This window comes from Paraburkholderia sp. GAS348 (assembly GCF_050434205.1).
GTDB lineage: Bacteria > Pseudomonadota > Gammaproteobacteria > Burkholderiales > Burkholderiaceae > Paraburkholderia.
The window spans coordinates 82,693-102,412 of the sequence record NZ_JBNPVT010000011.1 but is presented as its reverse complement, the minus strand read 5'-3'; the positions used below and the strand labels follow the sequence as shown (position 1 = coordinate 102,412).

14 protein-coding genes and 2 pseudogenes are annotated in these 19,720 nt (G+C 57.2%); 9 read left to right on the top strand and 7 right to left on the bottom strand.

The window, feature by feature from the left end; translation table 11 throughout:
• Positions 1-299: 299 nt before the first annotated feature.
• Positions 300-409 (top strand): annotated as a pseudogene (locus P3T22_RS19695) (IS6 family transposase); the annotation flags it as partial.
• On the opposite strand, the gene P3T22_RS19690 reads toward P3T22_RS19695, so the two are convergent.
• A complete protein-coding gene (locus P3T22_RS19690; protein WP_082855067.1) occupies positions 370-672 on the bottom strand; it encodes a tautomerase family protein in 303 nt (100 codons plus the stop codon). The pseudogene P3T22_RS19695 and the gene P3T22_RS19690 sit on opposite strands and share 40 nt — an antisense overlap.
• Positions 673-1,073: 401 nt before the next feature.
• Here P3T22_RS19690 and P3T22_RS19685 point away from each other — a divergent pair, with 401 nt between their 5' ends.
• The 7 genes from P3T22_RS19685 to P3T22_RS19655 all read left to right on the top strand — a co-directional run bounded on the left by P3T22_RS19685 (position 1,074) and on the right by P3T22_RS19655 (position 8,527).
• Positions 1,074-1,220: an alpha/beta fold hydrolase gene (locus P3T22_RS19685; RefSeq protein WP_429325879.1), complete on the top strand. Its 147-nt coding sequence runs from the start codon at positions 1,074-1,076 to the stop codon at positions 1,218-1,220.
• A 212-nt stretch (positions 1,221-1,432) separates the two neighbouring features.
• Positions 1,433-1,861, top strand: coding sequence for a nuclear transport factor 2 family protein (locus tag P3T22_RS19680; RefSeq protein WP_063496465.1), 429 nt, complete (start codon positions 1,433-1,435; stop codon positions 1,859-1,861).
• Between the two features lie 66 nt (positions 1,862-1,927).
• Entirely contained in the window at positions 1,928-2,647 is a 720-nt protein-coding gene (locus P3T22_RS19675; protein WP_429325878.1) for a flavin reductase family protein, read from the top strand.
• Positions 2,648-2,918: 271 nt separating this feature from the next.
• Complete coding sequence (locus tag P3T22_RS19670) at positions 2,919-3,137, top strand: ATP-binding protein (RefSeq protein WP_063496463.1); 219 nt, start codon at positions 2,919-2,921, stop codon at positions 3,135-3,137.
• Complete coding sequence (locus P3T22_RS19665) at positions 3,134-5,416, top strand: GGDEF/EAL domain-containing response regulator (protein ID WP_063496462.1); 2,283 nt, start codon at positions 3,134-3,136, stop codon at positions 5,414-5,416. Before P3T22_RS19670 ends, P3T22_RS19665 begins: the two co-directional genes overlap by 4 nt.
• Positions 5,413-7,263, top strand: a complete 1,851-nt coding sequence (locus P3T22_RS19660) for a GGDEF and EAL domain-containing protein (RefSeq protein ID WP_063496461.1) — start codon at positions 5,413-5,415, stop codon at positions 7,261-7,263. Before P3T22_RS19665 ends, P3T22_RS19660 begins: the two co-directional genes overlap by 4 nt.
• Before the next feature lie 181 nt (positions 7,264-7,444).
• The gene (locus tag P3T22_RS19655) at positions 7,445-8,527 is read left to right on the top strand and encodes a putative urea ABC transporter substrate-binding protein (protein ID WP_429325877.1); all 1,083 of its coding nucleotides are present in this window, start codon (positions 7,445-7,447) and stop codon (positions 8,525-8,527) included.
• 261 nt (positions 8,528-8,788) lie between these two features.
• Here P3T22_RS19655 and P3T22_RS19650 read toward each other — a convergent pair whose 3' ends face one another.
• Together P3T22_RS19650 and P3T22_RS19645 are read right to left on the bottom strand one after the other, a co-directional pair.
• Entirely contained in the window at positions 8,789-10,618 is a 1,830-nt protein-coding gene (locus P3T22_RS19650) for a DAHL domain-containing protein (RefSeq protein WP_429325876.1), read from the bottom strand.
• Between the two features lie 931 nt (positions 10,619-11,549).
• Positions 11,550-12,587 (bottom strand): annotated as a pseudogene (locus P3T22_RS19645) (methyl-accepting chemotaxis protein); the annotation flags it as partial.
• Positions 12,588-14,688: 2,101 nt separating this feature from the next.
• On the opposite strand from P3T22_RS19645, the gene P3T22_RS19640 reads away from it, so the two are divergent.
• On the top strand, positions 14,689-15,561 hold the full coding sequence (locus P3T22_RS19640) for a MurR/RpiR family transcriptional regulator (protein WP_063496459.1): 873 nt from the start codon (positions 14,689-14,691) through the stop codon (positions 15,559-15,561).
• A gap of 29 nt (positions 15,562-15,590) precedes the next feature.
• Here P3T22_RS19640 and P3T22_RS19635 read toward each other — a convergent pair whose 3' ends face one another.
• The 4 genes from P3T22_RS19635 to P3T22_RS19620 all read right to left on the bottom strand — a co-directional run bounded on the left by P3T22_RS19635 (position 15,591) and on the right by P3T22_RS19620 (position 19,686).
• The gene (locus P3T22_RS19635) at positions 15,591-16,643 is read right to left on the bottom strand and encodes an ABC transporter substrate-binding protein (protein WP_429325875.1); all 1,053 of its coding nucleotides are present in this window, start codon (positions 16,641-16,643) and stop codon (positions 15,591-15,593) included.
• A gap of 112 nt (positions 16,644-16,755) precedes the next feature.
• The gene (locus P3T22_RS19630; protein WP_063496457.1) at positions 16,756-17,646 is read right to left on the bottom strand and encodes an ABC transporter permease; all 891 of its coding nucleotides are present in this window, start codon (positions 17,644-17,646) and stop codon (positions 16,756-16,758) included.
• 1 nt (position 17,647) lies between these two features.
• The gene (locus tag P3T22_RS19625) at positions 17,648-18,589 is read right to left on the bottom strand and encodes an ABC transporter permease (RefSeq protein ID WP_429325874.1); all 942 of its coding nucleotides are present in this window, start codon (positions 18,587-18,589) and stop codon (positions 17,648-17,650) included.
• A gap of 14 nt (positions 18,590-18,603) precedes the next feature.
• Positions 18,604-19,686, bottom strand: coding sequence for an ABC transporter ATP-binding protein (locus tag P3T22_RS19620; protein WP_063496456.1), 1,083 nt, complete (start codon positions 19,684-19,686; stop codon positions 18,604-18,606).
• Positions 19,687-19,720: the final 34 nt, after the last annotated feature.

The window sequence follows — 19,720 nt, the reverse complement described above, 5'->3', positions numbered from 1 at the left end:
GGTGGCCTCGGTCATCCGTACAGAACGGGCCGAACCCCCAAATTTGGATGCTCGTGGCGCGACTTCGTTTCTAATAAGAGAGGACCTTCCAGGAAGGCGAAGTGCACCGCGAGGCCGATCGCCACCGCTGCGTCCAGCGGCGCTCGCAGTCCGTGCCGTCAAAATGCGCGACGAGAAAGTCAATGAAGGCGCGCAACGTCGATGGAACATATTTGGGTTCTGTTGCGATAAAGCGAACCGCTATGATGCGCGGAATGACATGAACGACTGAAAGCTCGAAGAAGACGTTAAATCCGGCGGTGGGCCGAGTGCTCAACGCCTGCATTATCCGCTCGACGTGATCCTGACTTGCGTGCGCTGGTACGTGCCCTATCCGCCAAGCCTGCGGCACCTCGACGACATGATGGCTGCGAGCAGCGCGCTCTTGTCCGACGCCGGCCTGTGTGCGCCGACCAGGACCGTGATAATCATCGCGTTCGGCGTGCGGTTCATTCCCATGAACGTCGGATCAATGAAGAGCTCGTCTTCGGCGTGCTCACTCAGAACAATGAAGCGGTCTCCCTTGGGAAGGTTGAGTGCTTCGACGAGCGAAAGATTCAGCGCGTTTCCCATCGCTATCTTCTGCTCTTTGGAAAAACGACCCTTAGGAATGTGGGCATGGAATACAGGCATATTTCTCTCCAGTTTTCAGGTGAATTGCAGTGGCACTCGACAGACTCGTTCAGAACGACGCCGTGCTGAGCACAAGATCATGATTGATATCTGTCTTTACAATATGCGTATATGCTCATATTATGATTCGCGTTGACGTTCGACAAGTACTCTGTGGAGATGGAGGAGACCGACTATGAAGGCCGCCCTTGATGCTAGCCAAACCTCGAATCGGGGGATGCGACCGGGTACCCTTGACTTTGACGCACTAGTCATCGTTCATGGCTTCCTCGATAGCCATGAAGTCTGGAATCCACTGATCAAAGCACTTTATTACACCGGGATTCCGGCAGTTGCTGTAGATCCGCGGGAGGGCGTGCGAGCGACGTGTCGAGGACGATAAGTGCACGCGGGCGCAAGCCGTGTCCGACATCGAGAAGCTATTCGACGAATCGAGCCTTTCCCGAGTGGCGCTCGTCGGGCATAGCATGGGGGCACAAATCGCTGAGCTTGTCGCGACTGAACGCCCCGAACAAGTTGCTTCTCTCGTGCTTGGGGGGCTTACGTAAGTCCCCGCGTGACGTGCTTGGCAGCGGATTCGATCCGTGGGTAGAAGGCGAGGGGAGTTTGGCAGCGCAGTAGGCGGATCAATCGAAGAACCCACTGCAAACGGAACGTTATGCGAACATGGCTGCTACGTTTTTGCGGCCATTTTCGTCCGAAAAAATGAGCATATGCTCATATTGTGTGATGGTGATGTTCCAATCAAAGGAGATGAGACATGAAGCATTCAGCAATTGTTGAAGCATGCCGGAAAGCCTTTACGGGTTTTGATCGCAACGACAAATCCGACCTTGTCGCGCTGTTGGCAGACGACATCACGTTTGAGTTTTCGGACTCGCTCCCGTATGGTGGCACCTATCATGGCAAGGAAGAATTCCTTGCGTTCTGGAAGCACGTGTACCACGAGTGGGAATATTTCAATTACGACGCGCGGGCGATTCTCGAGGCGGAAGACTTTGTGATCGTGCCCGTGATTGCGCAAGCAAAAGCGACCAATGGGTACTCGATGCGGAACGAGCATCTCTTCCTGTTCCAGGTCCGCGATGGCCGGATCGTTCACGGACGGCTCTATGCGGATACGGCGCGTGGCCGCGACGTTCTTGAAGGGCGGGAGCCGCGTCGCTATCCGAAAGTCATCCTCGGTTGAAAGTGTCGTCGTTGCGTGATCGGCCATGGCCGTTTTTGAAAATCTGCAGTCTGACAGGGAATTCCCGTGGAAATTGATCCGGATGCTCTCGATAGCAGTGCGTTGTACAAGATTCTGATTGGCAGTGTGGTTCCGCGTCCGATCGGTTGGGCCTCCACGCTGTCGGTGGACGGCGTCGCCAATATCGCGCCATTTTCGTTTTTCACCGTAGTAGCGCGAAAACCGCCGATGGTCAGCCTTACGATACAACCTCGCTCGAGCCGCACACAACTGAAAGATACGCTGACCAATGCGCGCGAGACAGGCGAGTTTGTGATCAACGTCGTGTCGCTGCCCTTTGCAAATCAGATGCACCTGACGTCCGTCGAGCATCCGCCTGAGGCGGACGAGTTCGAACTTTGCGGGCTGACCAAGGCGCCTTCTGTGACGGTGCGTCCGCCGCGCGTTGAAGGTGTGCCGGTCGCGATGGAATGCAAGGTGGAGACAATATTGTCGTTTGGCGAGGTGGACGATCATGTCGTAATCGGTCGTGTCACCCGGTTCCATATTCGCGACGAGCTTTGGCTCGATCGCGGACGCATTGACACTGCTGCTTTGCAGCCAGTGGGTAGGCTTGCGTCGGAATATACGCTCGCGGATACAGTTTTCGCTTGTCCGCTACCCGAGACCGTTCTCTCCGGAAACGCGCAGCAACGCATGAGGCGAATCGACGGGAAGGATACAAATTGGTCGCCGCTCGATGAGCGCAGTTGGTCTGCCGCAGGGAACCCTACGATTAGCAAATAGCAGAATTGGCACCGCTGCTGGGGTGGACGTTCGTAGCGAACGGCTGCGCCAGGGTGGTGCCCATGAAAAACGTCCATTCAAAACGTGCCATCCCGTCACCGCTGTGATCCGCATGCTGACATGCGACGCAAGCCCGATCCTGGTGCAACCAGAGGTGGATCAGTTGTCGTCGGCCCGACAGGGTGTTCACCATTTTCAAACCGGGTATACCTATAATGCGTATGAAATGACGAATACCTAGAATGGCGGTTCACTGCTCGCAGGCTTTGCGGTGATCGACGACGGCGTCGGGATTCAGGCGGAAAGTCTGACAAAGATCTTTAGCCATGGCTTTACGACCCGGAAGGAGGGCCACGGCTTTGGCCTGCATGGCGCCGCGCTGACCTCCAGGCAAATAGGCGGATCGTTGCGAGCGCACAGCGAGGGCGTCGGCCAAGGCGCGACGTTCACCCCGGAATTGCCACTCAAGCTTGCGGAGGGCGTTTCATGACCCGGCAAATCAGCACCGGCAACCGTCGTATCCTGGTGATCGACGACCATGAAGCAATTCACCAGGATTTCCGCAAGATTCTGGACCCGGAGCCACAAGGGGCGGCATCGCTCGCCGCATCCGAGGCGGCACTGTTCGGCGAAGCCCCACCGCAGCGACAAGGCTTCGAACTGGATTCGGCTTACCAGGGCGAGGAAGGTCTGGCCATGGTGGTCCGCGCACTGGCCGAGAACCGGCCGTATGCGCTCGCGTTCGTCGACGTGCGCATGCCGCCCGGCTGGGATGGCGTCGAGACCATCGAGCGCCTCTGGCAGGTCGACGCGCAGTTGCAAATCGCGCTGTGCACCGCCTATTCCGATTATTCCTTGGAAGCCCTGTCCGAGCGGCTGGACCTGACCGACAGCCTGCTTATCCTGAAAAAGCCATTCGACACGATCGAGATCCGTCAAATGGCCAGCGCGCTAACCGTGAAGTGGCAGATGACGCGGGATGCGGCATTCAAGATGGATTGCCTGGAAAAAGCCGTCGAGGAGCGAACCAAGGCGTTGTCCGACGCCAACATCATCATCCAGAATAGCCCGACGATCCTTTATCGTCTGCGGGGCGAGCCCTCGTTACCGCTCATCTACATCTCCCACAACATCACCAAATTTGGCTACGATCCTGCCCTGTTGCTCGCATCGCCAGACTGGGCGGAGAAGCTCATCGAGCCGGACGATCGGGACAAGGTAGGCGCGGCGATGGCGCGCGTGATGGACAAGGATGCCGAAGGCGCCTCAATCGAGTTTCGTCTGCGTACCGGCGACGGCGCTCATCGCTGGGTCGAGAACCGTTATATCCCGGTTCGCGATGCGCACGGGCGGCTTATCGAAGTCGAGGGGATCATCATCGACATCACCGAGCGCCGTGCGGCAGAGGAAAAAATTGCCCAGCTTGCCCGCACGGATGGACTTACCGGTCTGGCGAACCGCGCGACGTTCATCGAACGACTCGCACAGGCCTTCGCCTCGGCCCGGCGCGGCGCGGTCCCCTTTGCGGTCCTCTATCTTGACCTCGACCGTTTCAAACCGGTCAATGACTTATTCGGTCATCCGGTGGGCGATCTGCTGCTCAAGGAGGTCGCCCACCGCCTCACGAACTGCACGCGGGAAAGCGACCTGGTGGCGCGGCTGGGCGGCGACGAGTTCGCGGTGTTGCAGGGCGAAATGGGCGAGCCCGCGAATGCGGGTGCGCTGGCGGGAAAGATTCAGGAGGCGCTGGCCTCTCACTATCGATTGAGCGGCAATGACGTGCACATCTCGGTCAGCATCGGCATCTGTCCATATGTTCCGGACAGCGCGGGACCGGATGCGATGCTGGGACAGGCCGATCTGGCGCTCTATCGATCCAAACAGGAGGGCGGCAACCGTTATCATTTCCATTCGGATGATCTCGACCAGCAAGTACTCGACTGGATTACCCTTGCCGACGATCTGAGAAAGGCGATCAACACCGGCGAACTGCAGCTTTACTACCAGCCCCAGATCGAGCTGTCTTCTGGGACGATAGTCGGCATGGAGGCGCTGGTCCGCTGGAACCACCCCACACGCGGCCTGCTCAAGGCCGCAGCCTTCATCCCGATCGCCGAGAAAAACGGCACCATCGGGGCGCTCGGACATTGGGTGCTCGATCAGGCGTGTCGGCAGCTGAGATGCTGGCGCGATGCCGGAATTGCCCTGCCGGTAATCGCGATCAATCTCTCCGCCGCCCAGCTCAGATACGGGGACGACCTGGTACGCGACGTCGCTGAAACCCTCGCGAAGTGGCGTCTTGTCCCGTCCGATCTGGAATTCGACGTGGCCGAGGCGACCCTGGCCCAGGTGAAATGGGGACAAGCCGGCGCGCTCCCACAGCTGCGTAAGCTCGGCGTGAGGATCGCCATTGACGATTTCGGAACTGAATACTCGTCGATCGGCTATCTCCGGACGTATCGTGTGAATCACCTCAAGATCACACCGTCTCTCGTCAACAACGCTACGGAAGACTCGCGCAGCGCAGCGACGATCCGCGCCATCATCAATCTTGCGCGTGAGGTGGGTGTCGGGGTGATCGCGGAGGGCGTCGAAACCGAGGCGCAGCGCAACGTTCTGGTTGCATCGGGTTGTACCGTGGATGCGCAAGGCTTCTATTTCAGTGAAGCCGTCGAGGGCAGTCGCGCCAGCGAGCTCCTGCGCCGCGGCGTCATTGGCGTGGATGCATGGAACGACGATGCGCGTTTCGCCCGCGAAGGAGCGACATGAACATGTCACCCGGCACCGCCAACCGTCGCATCCTGGTGATCGACGACCATGAAGCAATTCACCAGGATTTCCGCAAGATCCTGGGGCCGGAGGAGGAGAGGGCGGCGTCGCTCGCCGCATCCGAGGCGGCACTGTTCGGCGAAGCCCCACCGCAGCGACAGGGCTTCGAACTGGATTCGGCTTACCAGGGCGGGGAAGGTCTGGCCATGGTGGTCAGCGCACTGGCCGAGAGCCGACCCTATGCGCTCGCATTCGTCGACATGCGCATGCCACCCGGCTGGGATGGCGTCGAGACCATTGAACGCCTCTGGCAGGTCGACGCGCAGTTGCAAATCGCGCTGTGCACCGCCTATTCCGATTATTCCTGGGAGGCGTTGTCGAAGCGCCTCGACCTGAGCGACCGGCTGCTTATCCTGAAGAAGCCGTTCGACACGATCGAGATCCGCCAAATGGCCAGCGCGCTGACCATGAAGTGGCAGATGATGCACGACGCGGCGCTTAAAACGAGCCATCTGGAGAAAACCATACAGACAAGCAAACTTGATCTGCTAAGACTATCCCATATGGTCAAGCACAATGTTCTGACCGATCTTCCTAACCACATCCTGCTCCATCATCGGCTGCCGCAAGCGATTGCCTTGTCCGAACGTCACCGGAAACAACTGGCCGTGATATGCGTGGGCGTGGATAACCTCGAGCGCATCAACAACGCCCTGGGCTATGGGGTGGGCGATGAGGTGCTGCGGTCGGTGGCAAGACGCTTGGTGGCGAACGTGCGCATGTCAGATCCCGTATTCCATCGAGGCGGAAGCGAATTCATAGTTGTGCTTGAGGATGTGACGCATCCGGAGAAAACGGTCAGCCTTGCAGAGAAGCTGCTCGCGGCACTGAGCAAGCCGGACCGCATCGCTGAGCATGATCTCCAGATCAGCGTGAGCCTTGGCATCAGCCTCTATCCAAATGACGGCGACGACGGGGAAACCCTGATCAGGAACGCGGAAACCGCGATGCGTAATGTCAAAGAAGGCGGTGGCTTCTGCTTCTTTGAGCCGAGCATGGACATCCGCGCCCGCGAGCGGCAATCCATGGTGAGCAACCTGCATAGGGCCTTGGATCAGCGTGAACTCCTCTTGCATTATCAGCCGAAAGTAAATCTTGCGTCAGGTGTAATTACCGGTGGCGAAGCGCTGGTGCGCTGGCCGATTGCGGATTTGGGATTTGTGCCTCCTGCGCAGTTCATCCCGATTGCCGAGGATTGCGGCTTGATCCTATCGCTCGGTCGGTGGGCGCGACGTGAGGCGTGCCGACAGGTACGATCCTGGCATGACTCAGGCTTCCCGTCGTTGTCCATGGCGGTCAACGTTTCTGTATCGGAATTCCGCGACGAGCGTTTCCTGGAAGGGGTTCGCGAGGCCCTGATCGAGACTGGGCTGGAACCGCACCTACTGGAGCTCGAAATTACCGAGAGCATTCTCATCAAGGACATCGCGGCAACGACCGCCCTTCTACGCGGGCTCAAGGATCTGGGCGTGAAGATCGCGGTTGATGACTTCGGAACCGGCTATTCCAGCCTGAGCTACCTGAAACGGCTTCCTGTCGATACGTTGAAAATCGACCAGTCGTTCGTGCGCGGCGTCACCACTGTTGCCGAGGACGCTGCCATCGTCAGTGCCGTCATCAATCTCGGCAAAAGCCTCGGGCTGCGAGTGGTTGCAGAAGGCGTGGAGACCTCGGAACAGCGCGCGTTCCTTCAGGCCCATGGCTGTGAGGAAGGGCAAGGTTATTATTTCAGTGAGGCCATCGCGGCCGAAGCGTTCGCAAGACTGCTCACCAGTGGTATATCGTAAGCGACTTACCATGGCCGAAGCGCTGCGACGCCTACCGCCGTGCCAATTATTACGACACTGCGCAACATAGGGCAAAGCGACATCGAGCGAGGCGGTTACGCGCCGTCGGTCAGCTGCAAGCATGATCGGCTGCTCCGTAACGCTAACGCTGCGCGGCCGATAACCGTACCAAGGATCTTATATGCATATGCGTTCGCTTCGCTCTCTACGCCTCCTCCTTTCTCTGGCGTTTGTGCTTGCCAGTTTCACCCATACCCCCGCTTATGCCGCACCTCAAAAGGACTTTAAGATCTGCTGGGTCTTGTACGCCGGCTGGATGCCTTGGGGCTACGCCAAGACACAAGGCATCATTGACAAATGGGCAAGGAAATACGACATCAAGATCGATCTCATCGAATTAGACGACTACGTCGGCTCGATAAATCAATATACGGCTGGCAAGTTTGACGGCTGCGCGATGACCAACATGGATGCGCTGACAATTCCCGCAGCCAGTGGCATCGACAGCACCGCGCTCATCGTGAGTGACTATTCGAATGGCAACGACGGTGTGCTTATCAAAGGCAAGGGAAAAACACTCGCTGACTTGAAGGGGCAAAAGATCAACCTTGTCCAGTTTTCCGTCTCGCACTACCTGCTCGCGCGTGCGCTCGAAACAGCTGGACTAAGCGAGGGCGACGTCCATGTCGTCAACACGTCGGACGGCGGCATTGTCGCCGCTTTCGCGAGTCCCGCCGTCCACAATACAGTGACGTGGAACCCCATGCTCGCTGAACTGAAGGCTCAACCAGATATTTCCGAAGTCTTCGATTCGAGCCAGATCCCCGGCGAAATCATGGACATGATGGTGGTCAACACGAACACGCTGAAGGACAATCCTGCGCTTGGCAAAGCGTTGACCGGCGCGTGGTTTGAGACGATACAGATGATGAAGGCCGATACGGCGCAAGGCCACTCTGCCCTGAAGGCGATGGCGAAGTCCTCTGGTACGGATCTCGCAGGGTATAAAAGGCAGCTTGCGACCACGGCGCTTTTCTATACACCGCAACAGGCACTTGAGTTCGTCACGAGTCCGGACCTGCCGAGGATCATGGCGTTGATCGCGCAGTTTTCGTTCCGGCATGGACTACTCGGTCATGGAGCTTCGAGTGCGAATGTAGTGGGCGTGAGTTACGACCACGGGGTAACAACGGGGTCTAAGACGAACGTGAGGTTGCGTTTCGATCCAACCTACGTGCGCATGGCCGCCGAGGGAAAGCTGTGAGCGGAAATTTTCAAGCCAGGAGCCTGTCGGACTTGAACAAAGGACCGAAGTTGGTCGCAGCCAGACTGCACGCGGTTGACAGGATATGACGGCAACTGATCGAGTGTTCTTTCAAGCCACGCATAGGACTCGATCCCGTTCAGGCGACCCGTTCAATCAGCGAGTACATCGTAGCGACCGCTCAGGCACCCCTGAGCCTACAGGTGCGCGCCGGCTCCCTGACCCTACCTGAGAGGGCTGGACGCGGGTAACCGCACCCAGCTACCCGACAGAACCATCAACGCCGGACGCGAAACGCTCCTGTATCACCGTCCCGGTGACTGATCCCTCGTCCCCAGTCAAATGCAGGGGTACCCGAAGCGTGAACACCGCTCCCTTGCCTGGTCCATCGCTGCGGGCCGTCAGCGTGCCTCGCATCTCCATGGCAGCCAATGCACAACTATGCAGGCCAAATCCATGGCCGTCTCTGCGGGTTGTGAAGCCATGTTCAAAGATCCGCGTTATATTCTCAGGCGCAATCCCTTCGCCGTCGTCTTTCACGCGAACCCTTAACTCTTCATTGTCCGTAATATCCACGCTCAGTGTGATCTCGCGAGTCCGCTCGACCGCCCGAGAAAACGCATGCCCAGCGTTACTTATCAGATTGACCAGGATCAGTAGCAGCCTGTGTTTGTCCAACAAAAGTACGGGAATTTGGGAGTACTCCTTCACTATCTTGATCTGATGAAGTGCGAGTGTCCCCAATTGCATGCGCAGGGCATCCTCGATTAAATCGGTTACCTGCACAGGCTCGAGTATGCTGGATACGCCGGCATAAGTCTGCTGGGTGGCGACGATCTCTTTGATGTGGTCAACGCTTTTGGTCAACTGCACGAGCTCGTCGACGATGCCCTTTTTTTCTGACTGTAGCGCCTCCGTCAGCTGGTTCAAGTAAGCTGGCAGGAGCCTGCCCTTGGCATCGCGAGTAATAAAATGCCCCAGATCCGCAGAATGCTCATTTATCATTTGAACCGCCTTGTCCAGCCCCTGCGATTTCGAGGCGCGAACTTTGTGGCTAATCAGGTCCGCTGAAATGTTGATGCTGTTCAACACGTTGCCGACGTTGTGCAATACATTGGTGGCGATTTCGGCCATGCCCGCCTGACGCGCGGTGGCCACCAGGGTGCTTTGCGCCTCTTGCAGTTCGCGGGTGCGCTGCTGCACCCGATGCTCCAATGATGCGTTCGATTGATGGAGCGCCTTGTTAGCGCGGTTGATGACACCGTAGCTGAGAACCAGGCGGCTGCCGACATACAACAGCAAGCCGGCCAATATCGCGGAGAACATCATCAGGAACAACTTCGAGCGTCTGTCTCGGGCATTGTCGTGTAGCTGCGCTCGCGTCAAAATATCAGTGAGTGTGTCTAGACGGCCAGCTACCGGTACTGCGGCGATTTCGTTCAGCGTCGCGTTCACCGCTGGCTGCTCGCGCAAGACCGCACGGACACTAGAAGCAAGTATGTTCACCGCGCTTTGCAGGTCGATCGGTAATCGGTCCGCGTCACCCTCAAGAACGTCCAGAGCACCCTTGACCTTGCCGGCCCTTTCGCTAGACGCCAAATGCGCATATTCCATGGTACCCAACACGGCGGCGTTCACGTCCGTAGCGATTTTCGTTGCCTGCTTCCGACGGGTGTCCTTAATTTCCCTGAGAGAAGTCCGCATCCGGTCTTCGACTGTCGAGAACGAATTTAGAGCGATTTCGAGGGACGCGTTGTGGAACCTGAATTGCTCGACGAGCTTGGCTTTTTCGTAGAGGGCTTTCGAAACGGCTGCGGCGCTCGCTATCCACGCGCTGGAGTCGTCGCGGTTGCGACTGGCCTCGACTGCCTGCACTCGCGTCCACTGATCGACCAAATCGGTGGGCGGGTTAGAAGCCGGGTCGGCCCTCATGTTTATGCCAAGTTTTTCGTTCAGGATATCTAACTCCCACTGGGCGTCGAGTTGCTTCACGCGACGCAACATCGCGACGGATTCTGAAAAATCTGATCGCTCCCGTGTATGCATCACGCCGTATAGCAACGCCAACTCCACGACGATCACAATCGCCATTCCGGTCAAAAGAAACCGACTCCAATGTCGAGAAGTTCGCGTCATGTTTCCCATCAAGGGCGCTTGCCGGTGCGGTGAGCATTGTGGGAATAGTTTTCGGCCCTTCTTCACAGCGTCGTTGGCCACACTGCGTGATCCGTTTTTGCAGGCTTGCCACACCCGTTTATGCAATTGCACCATGGTGAGACCTTTTGGTTACCGTGCGGGTACGGCCGCTCAAAAGGCGGACCATTTCTCTATAGTGGAAAGACCGCTCGGGTGCCAGCGACCGCACAAAGGTAAAACTGGCTCAGGTAGGGGCCAATCAACGGAATTTCGGCACGCTCGTGTTGTTACGTTCTGGGCGATACCGCCAGTTAGCAAGGCGACGAATGCATCTGGGGGAACCGCCGGACTAAAGTAGAAACCCTAGCCTTCATCACACTGATGGGCACGAAGAAAGAGAAGCTCCTCAACCGTTTCCATGCCCTCGGCTATGACCTGCAGTTGGTGCAGTTGGAGACTTTTCGCGATGTTGATGGCTCGAACGTACGAGCGCAGCGCCGTTGGTGTCGGCGCTGATGTCGCGTACGAACGATTAGTCAGTTTTTAGTATATCGATTGGAAACCGCTTGTGTCAAACGAACTAAATTTCGGACGTATTTGCCACTAAATTTGAGGAATTAGCAAATTTAGTGGCAAATACGCGCAATGTTTATAATTTACATCAATAAAATTTGGCGTAAGTTTGCGACCTTTTCATAGCTGTTCCTTATGGGAAGCGGGACTCCCGGAATGGGATGTTCTATTTTTACTTCGATTGGCAGCGGCGAACCCCGCGTCAAAAAATGGATCTCGCCGTTGCGGAAGTACCGGTAGGCTGCGCTGCGGGCCGCTTCGGGATTGGCGCCGCCAGCGCTCGGGCTCGCGCCGGTGTCGCCGTCGTGTGCCTTTACCCGACATGGTGGATGACCTCGGCGTCGCGTGAGGCGTTCAGCCTGAACATCGAAACGGAAGTTTTCAGATCGTTCGCCTGCGACGCGAGCGAGCTGGCGGCCGCTGCCGCCTGTTCCACCAGCGCGGCATTCTGCCGGGTGACTTCGTCCATCTGCGTGACGGCCTGGTTGATTTGGCCGATACCCTTGCTCTGTTCCTGCGATGCGGCTGTGATCTCACCCATGATGCCCGTCACGCGTCTGATTTCGTGGGTGATCTCACGCATCTTCGCACCCGCATCCCGCACATGGCCGGCACCTGCCTGCACGCGCTCCACGGAATCGTGGATCAGTTCCTTGATTTCCTTGGACGCCGCCGAGGAGCGCTGCGCCAGCGAACGCACTTCCGAGGCCACCACCGCAAAACCCCGACCCTGCTCACCCGCCCGCGCCGCTTCGACGGCCGCATTGAGCGCGAGGATATTGGTCTGGAAGGCGATGCCCTCGATGATGCCAACAATGTTGGCAATCTTGTCCGAGCTGGCATTGATGCCATCCATGGTTTCGACCACGCGTGACACTACGGTGCCGCCCTGTTCGGCCACCTGGGCGGCCTGCGCTGCGAGCTGGTTGACCTGACTGGCATTGTCGGCATTCTGGGTGACAGTCGAGGTCAGTTGCTCCATGCTGGACGCAGTTTCCTCGAGCGAGGCGGCCTGTTCTTCGGTACGCTGCGACAGGTCCTGATTGCCCGCCGAAATCTGGTGAGTGGCGGTGGCAATCGAGTCGGCCGAAACTTTGATCGTGCTGATCGTATGCGTGAGCTGCTCCTGCATACGCTTCATCGAAAACAGCAGGCTCGAGCGGTCGTCCTGGGCGATCTTCACTACGGCAGTCAGATCGTTATTGGCTATCTGGTTGGCGATATCGGTGGCATAGGATGGCTCGCCGCCCAATGAGCGGATGATGCCGCGGTTGAGGAAGACCACGACAACCGACAGGGCTCCGGCGAGTACCAGCAGAACCCCGAGGCTGACCAATGTGTAGGAGAAGGCGCGAAAGCTCACTTTGCAGGGTGGGCTTCGACGGAATACGTACAGATAACGGCGCAAGATCGATTGCGATTAATACTCGATCCAGGAACAGTCTCTTACGGACATTGCAGAATACTGGCTGCCGGTATGTGATACAGGCAGGTGCGGACGCCACGGAAGAAAAACGCCAGATGCCAGATCTGGAACTCGGGGGAGCGGATAAGAGACGATCAGCGCTTGGTGGATTCCCTCACATTCAGGGCGACAACACGACAGCGGAATGCCCGTGATAGTTCGCTCGGCCAGCGTCCAGGCGGACGGGAGACGCTCTGCGTCTGTCAATTCTTTAATTAGCGACCAGCATGCCGATGGTCAGGGCTAGTAAAGCCAACGCGGTGATAACCGTGAAGAAGCCTTCCCCACGAAACCTACCGAGGACCTCCAGCCGGCGTTGGAAGGATACGGAGGGCTTGCGAATTGTCGTTGCATTCCACACCAGAGTAAGCGTGCGGTTCCCGCAAACGTTTCTTGTACTTTCAGGCGACGGGCAATTTATTTCAGTTGTCGCACACTTATTGGTTTCGACGATCATGGCAAGTAGAGTCAGTAAAGAACACTGTATGTCACTACTATGCTGGATTTCTTGTAACAATTTTCACCGTGCGTCTCAGTTTTTAAGAAATTTGAGACGCATGGTGAAAATTGTTTTCATATACTAAATTTCTTTTGATGAATTACCTTGCTAACTCAATTAACAAAGGGATGCCCATTACTGAGCACCCCTATCGCAATCCTCGGCCGCCTGACGACGACCAGTGACAGTCGCCCCTGCGGGCCCCGGACGACATGCGTTCATCGTGGCTCCGGCGCTACAAGCGTGATCTCGCCGCCACTTCTGCTGTTTTCAACGCCGTGTTGCAATGCGGAATTGCGCGGCCTAGAATGAATTTCACGTCTCCTCCATGCTTCCCTGCATGGATTTGGCCCGGCTCGGTACGCGGGCTGTTCTTTTTCGGACATGCCAGAGATTCAAGCGTTGACACCATCGGGCTGGCCGACTTGGCGCCCGAAGGGAAAGAATACTGCATATAGCCGAATAGGAGCGAGGCACGGCATGTCGGCTATCCGCTTTCAGATTGATTACCGATGGCTGGTCGCGCAGGCTCGATTCTTGATCCTGCAGTACCGCCGTCCCGTTCAAGCACAGATGCGGTGACATCATGGAACTCTGCGACGAGTGCGACAAACTTCAAGGATGCTCTGCTGACCAGTCCCGAGCCAGTGACATGACGTTGGTCGGTATCGGTGAGTGCGAAGGCGTACTGGCAATTGAGCACTACCGTTGCGGCCGATGCGGCGTGATTATGCATCGGCAGTTCGTGGGCAGTGCGCCCGAGCGGGTCTGGACGGCCATTTATCGGGCTACGTGAAGTTATACAACCGCTGGCTTGAGGCGGTAACGCTTTTAGGAGGAGGCCTCATGCTAACCGCCGAATACCTCGTGGGGATTGTGATTGTGGCACTCCTCACCATCACAGCAGCGTTTCGGCTGAATTCCGCTCGGAACCACACGGGTGACGTCCGCGAAGCGAAACGCGGGGCGGCCTACTGCTCGTGACAGGCTAGGGACGGCGGCACCTCAAACAGCCGGGGCGAACTGGCTGACGATACAACGACTGAAGGGTCGCCGTCAGCCCAATCACGATGGTGATGCATTGGATGCCGATACTGCTCGTTGCGACGCTCGTACGCGCCGGCCGGTGAGCCACGTAAGTTTCAAAACTGAATGATCCCAGGGCGCAATCCGCGCCTACGCGATAATAAGAAGCACTCTTCGTCACATGCGGAATGGACCTTCACAACGGCCTTTCAACATGGCGCCGCATTGACACATGTGGGCGTTAAGGCCCCCGTTGTGGTCGAAAATCGTCTTGCGAAAATCAGAAAAAACACGCATTCTTGAAACCCGCTTGATTTTGCATCGAATGCCGCTTGTAGCCAGTGGCATTACACCAATTCGTAACGTTCAGAAAGACCTCGGCTGTGGACCGGCGAGTCCACGTGGAGTCATACGAACCTTGTTCAAAGCAGCGCAAGCATTCGTGCCATCCGGAAATTTCATATGTTCGACCAAATCGTTAAGAAACTGAGTTCCGACGCAGCGCGCCAGACGCATTCAGATCAACTGCTGGCACGCTATTTCGAGGCGAATCTCCAACAAATTCCATTTGAAACCGCAGCGTCAATCGCCAAGAAAATGGACTTGAGCCCAATGACGGTGGGGCGGTTTTTGAGGCGCATTGGCTACAACGGTCTGGACGAGCTCAAGAACGATCTGAAGCGAATTAGCCGTAAGGGGGGGCCGAAGAGTTCCGCTTGGGAGCTGTCGGGAAGCATCGAGGATCTGCGGCGCGATCAGCAAGAGGGCCGCCTTGTTAGCGAATTGATCGAACAACAAATCGACGTCTTGCGGGGAATTTCCGCAATGGCTCGCAGCGATAAGTGGGATAAGGCTGTGAGCACGATCACCAATGCAGAGGCGGTCTTCGTTGCCAGCTTTCAAAACATCGCCGGCATCGCTCGCTATTTCAGCGAGCAGATGCAGTATGTCCGCGGCGGGATTACGTTCATGGATGGAGCGAACGGCACTTATCTGGAAATGTTCGGTAGTTCAGCAAGGAACAGGCTGCTGATTCTGATCGACTGCAGGCGATTCGCGACGAAGACGCGGCCACTGGCTAAACTCGCTCGCGAGGCAGGCATCACGGTGCTGCTTGTGACCGATATTCATTGCAACTGGGCTGACGAAGACAGCGATATATCACTGGTACTTCCCAGCATGCGCTGGCGAACATGGGACTCCTTTTTGCCGCTCGCTGCGCTACTGGATCTATTGGTAACAAGTTGCCTGATCACGCTTGGTGACGACGTCGTCGAACGCGCGGAGCTGGTGCGCACATTGCAGAATACTTTTGGTGATTTCGTGCGCCGCTGACTATTGCTCTCGCGGCGCCCCAAAAGCACTTACTTCGATGCTTTGACCTGAGTCCAGGCTGTGTCCCACAGTCTGACGGAATCGCCTACATCACTGAGCAAGGACAAGTGGCTGAGGGTTGCCGCGTCCGGGTAGATGTTCGGGTTATTGCGTAACGCCGGGCTGATCAGTGGAAACGCCGCCTTGTTCGGTGATCCACCATGCAGCCAGTTGGTGTTCTTCGCGGAGACGTCCGGTCGCATCATGTAGGCGAAGAATTTCTTCGCCGCTTCGGTGTTTTTCGACTGGGTCAGCAAGCACATGTCTTCCTGAAATCCATTCGCACCTTCCTTGGGAATGACATAACCCACTTTGTCGGGAGCAGTCTCGACGCTTTGCGCAACCGAACCCGACCACCAGTGCGCGATCGCAAAATCGCCGTTGATCACCTTGTCACCTATACCGTCGGTCAGCATCGCCGCCCAGTAGGGTTTGGCGTGCTTGATGGTGTCCCGGGCCTTCGCGAGTTCCTTCGGATTGGTAGAATTGAAGGAAAATCCGTTGTAAATGAGCGCTGCTCCCAACGTTTCCCGTTCATCGTCCAGCATGGCAATCTTGCCGCGCAGCTGGGGCGGAGGGTCGAACACCACCTTCCACGAAGTAACATCGATGCCTTTCGTCAACGCCTTGTTGTACATCAACCCTGTAGAGCCCCAGTTATATGGCATGCACACTTCGTGCTGAGGATCGCTGGTTGCCTTGAAATACCGCTGGTCGAGGTTCGAGTAACCGGTAATCGAGCGAAGATGAGGGTCCTGCAGATAACCCAGCTTGCTCAGAATATTCTGCATGAAAACCGAAGGAAATACGATGTCGTAGCCCGTGGCTCCGGCCTGAAGCTTCGCGAGCATTTCCTCGTTGGTGCCGTAGTTGTCGAGGGTGACTGCTATACCTGTCTCCTTTGTGAAATCCTGCAGCACATCCGGATTGATATAAACCGTCCAGTTATACAAATGTAGCGATTGTGGCTCTGCAAAAGCATGCCCCGCGGCAGTGATCGCAAGACCTATCACTGCCATACGTACTCCAGAAAACCAACGCATGAGATTCTCCTTATGTCGACTTACGTTTAAAACGGTTAGTGATGCTGACAGGTTGTTGAAAAAATCTCCTCCAGGACAACCGAAACAGTAGCCGGGAGGGTTCCTGATGGTTTCAGGCAAATGGGAGCGGAGCGTCCTGAGTCTTTCCCAACGAGCGACCGGGGCGTCGGACCAATAGCGAGACGGTAACCAGCGCCAGTGAAGCGAGCATCATGAGTACCGATACCGCGTTGATCTCAGGAGACACGTTGCGTTTGATCGCACCGAAGAGGTACACGGGAAGGGTGGTCGATCCCACGCCGCTCGTGAAATAGGCGATAACCAGATCGTCGAAGGAAATGACGAGGCACAGAAGGAACCCGGCGAGAATGGGTGGCGCAATGCCTGGAAGCGTGACGCGCCTGAACGTCGTCAACGGCCGTGCGCCCAGATCGGCGGAGGCTTCCTCGAGGCTACGGTCCATCCCAACCAGACGGGCGGCTACGACGACCGTGGCATAAGAGGAAAGGAAGACTGTATGGGCCAGAATGACCGACAGGCGCCCGAGGGGGAAACCTATGGTGCTGAACATGACCAGCAGGCCGATGCCGAGGACAATGTCGGGTATGACGATGGGCATATAGACTGCGGAGCGCAGCAACGTCTTCAGGCGCGATTCGGTGCGAGCAATGCCTAACGCGGAGAGGGTGCCGACCACCGTCGCAATCGTGGAGGACGAACCTGCCACGATGAGTGTGTTGATGAGAGAACGCCCAAGGTTGGGATCGGAATACAACTGCAGATCGGAGGCGCCGACAGCCGTGGATGCGTTGTGCGTGAAACCCAGATTGGCCAGAACTCTCAGGTACCAGTCGAAGGTGAAGCCCTTCCAGGTCATCATGCTGACCGGGTTCGCATTGAACGAATACGCGACCAGCATGAGAATCGGCAGGTACAGGAAGGAGAAGAATATGGCCAGATGCAGGATCGAACCCGCCCTGCGCAGGACATTTTCGATTGGCATGTCAATGCTCCTTGCCGGTCGATGACATAACGGTTTTGCCTTCAGCCCGGGCGACCAGATACAGACAGGCAACCACGATGACGCCGAGGATTGTCGCCACCGCTGATCCGAATGGCCAGTCGCGGGCGGCAAGAAAGGATTGCGCCAGCAGCGTGCCGATCTGCAGGTCCTTGGCGCCGCCAATGAGCGTTGGGGCGATGAAATTGCCCAGCGCGGGAATGAACACGAGAACGACGCCAGCCACGATACCTGGCATGGTCAGTGGAATGACCACCCGTCGCATCGTGGTGAACCGGCCGGCGCCGAGATCGAGCGATGCTTCGACGAGGCGGAAGTCCATCTTTTCGATCGACGAGAAGAGTGGCAGAACCATGAACGGGAGATACTGGTAGACCATCGATGCGGCGACTGCGGGTAGCGTATAGATCATCTGGAGTGGCTTGTCGATCAGGCCCACCGCCAGCAGTGCGTGATTGATCAGTCCATCCGATCGCAAAATCAGCATCCAGGCGTAAATGCGCACCAGACCGTTGATGAAGAAGGGCAACGTCACAAGTAGCAGCAGGAGATACTTGCGCCGGAATGACTGCCTGCTGATATACCACGCTGCGGGGTAGGCCAGCACCAGAGCGGCCATGGCGGTCGAAAGGGCGAGCAGCGAGGACCTGATGACGATGTTGAGATAGGTGAAGTCCCAGTCCCTGAGCAGATCGGCGTTCGGAAAGCCAAAAAACTGACTGTACGCATCCAGATCGAAATGCCAGATGACGCCGCCATAGGTATCCCGCGTCGCGAAACTGTAGGCGAGGATGATGGTTGCCGGCACCGCGAAGAGCAGCGTGAACAGCAGTACGCCGGGCGTCAGGAAGGCGAGTGTCGTCGCGGTGCCTGTTCGCCGTGGACGGATTTGCGGATCCGGCTCGCGATCGGCGACCCGGGACACGGAAGTCATATCGTTCATGGCAAGGACACCGTAGTAACGTCGCGTGGGTGATAGCTGAGCTTGACCGGCGCGCCGACCTCGGGAACCGACGCCTTGGCATTCAGGACGACCGTGATCCGGTCACCTTGCAGGTCGACGTCGACGCGCGTGTAATTGCCCATGTAGGTACGATCCGACACAATCCCATCGAGCAGGCAGTGACCGTCCGATACGCTCCCGAACACCATGTCCACGGCCTCGGGCCTCAGCGATGCGATGGCTGCGTGTTCGCCGGGTCTCGCACCGGCGACGAGAATTTCGGTTCCCCGTTCCGTTCTGAGAAGACTGCACCCGTCGCGCTTCCCGATCCACTTGCCGCGTAGCAAGTTGGTCTCGCCGATGAAGCGTGCCGAGAACTCGGTTCTGGGTGAATCGTAAATTTCTCTTGGGCTACCCACTTGCTCAATCTTCCCCCGGTTCATGACGACGATCATGTCGCTCATCGACAGGGCCTCTTCCTGGTCGTGCGTGACGCACACGAAGGCAATGCCAAGTTCGTGCTGAAGACGCTTGAGTTCCACCTGCATCTGCTTGCGCAACTGCCGGTCGAGCGCTGCCATCGGTTCATCGAGCAGGAGGACCTTGGGCTGCATGACAAGGGCGCGGGCGAGAGCGACTCGCTGCTGCTGCCCGCCCGACAACTGAGCAACCTTTCTTTTTGCCATGGATTCAAGCCGTACCAGTTCTAATGCCTGGCCAACACGCTGATCGATCAGGTGTCTCGGAACCTTTGCAATCTCGAGCCCATAGGCGATGTTGCCTGCAACGTCGAGATGGGGAAACAGCGCGTAGTGCTGGAAGACAGTATTCAGCGGTCGCTCATAAGGAGGCGCTGACGTCAGATCCTGGCCGTCGATCAGGACGCGACCAGAATCGGGCATTTCAAATCCGGCGATTGTCCGCAGCAAGGTAGTTTTGCCGCAGCCGGAGGGGCCGAGAAGAGTCGTGAACTTTCCCGATGGGATGGCGAGGTTGACATCGCTTAGCGCAAACACATGCCGTTTGCCGGGTGCGAGAAAGCTCTTTGATATCGAGCGAACTTCAACTGCTGGTTTCATGAACTCTCCTCTGGAGCGTATGTCGGGAAGTAAC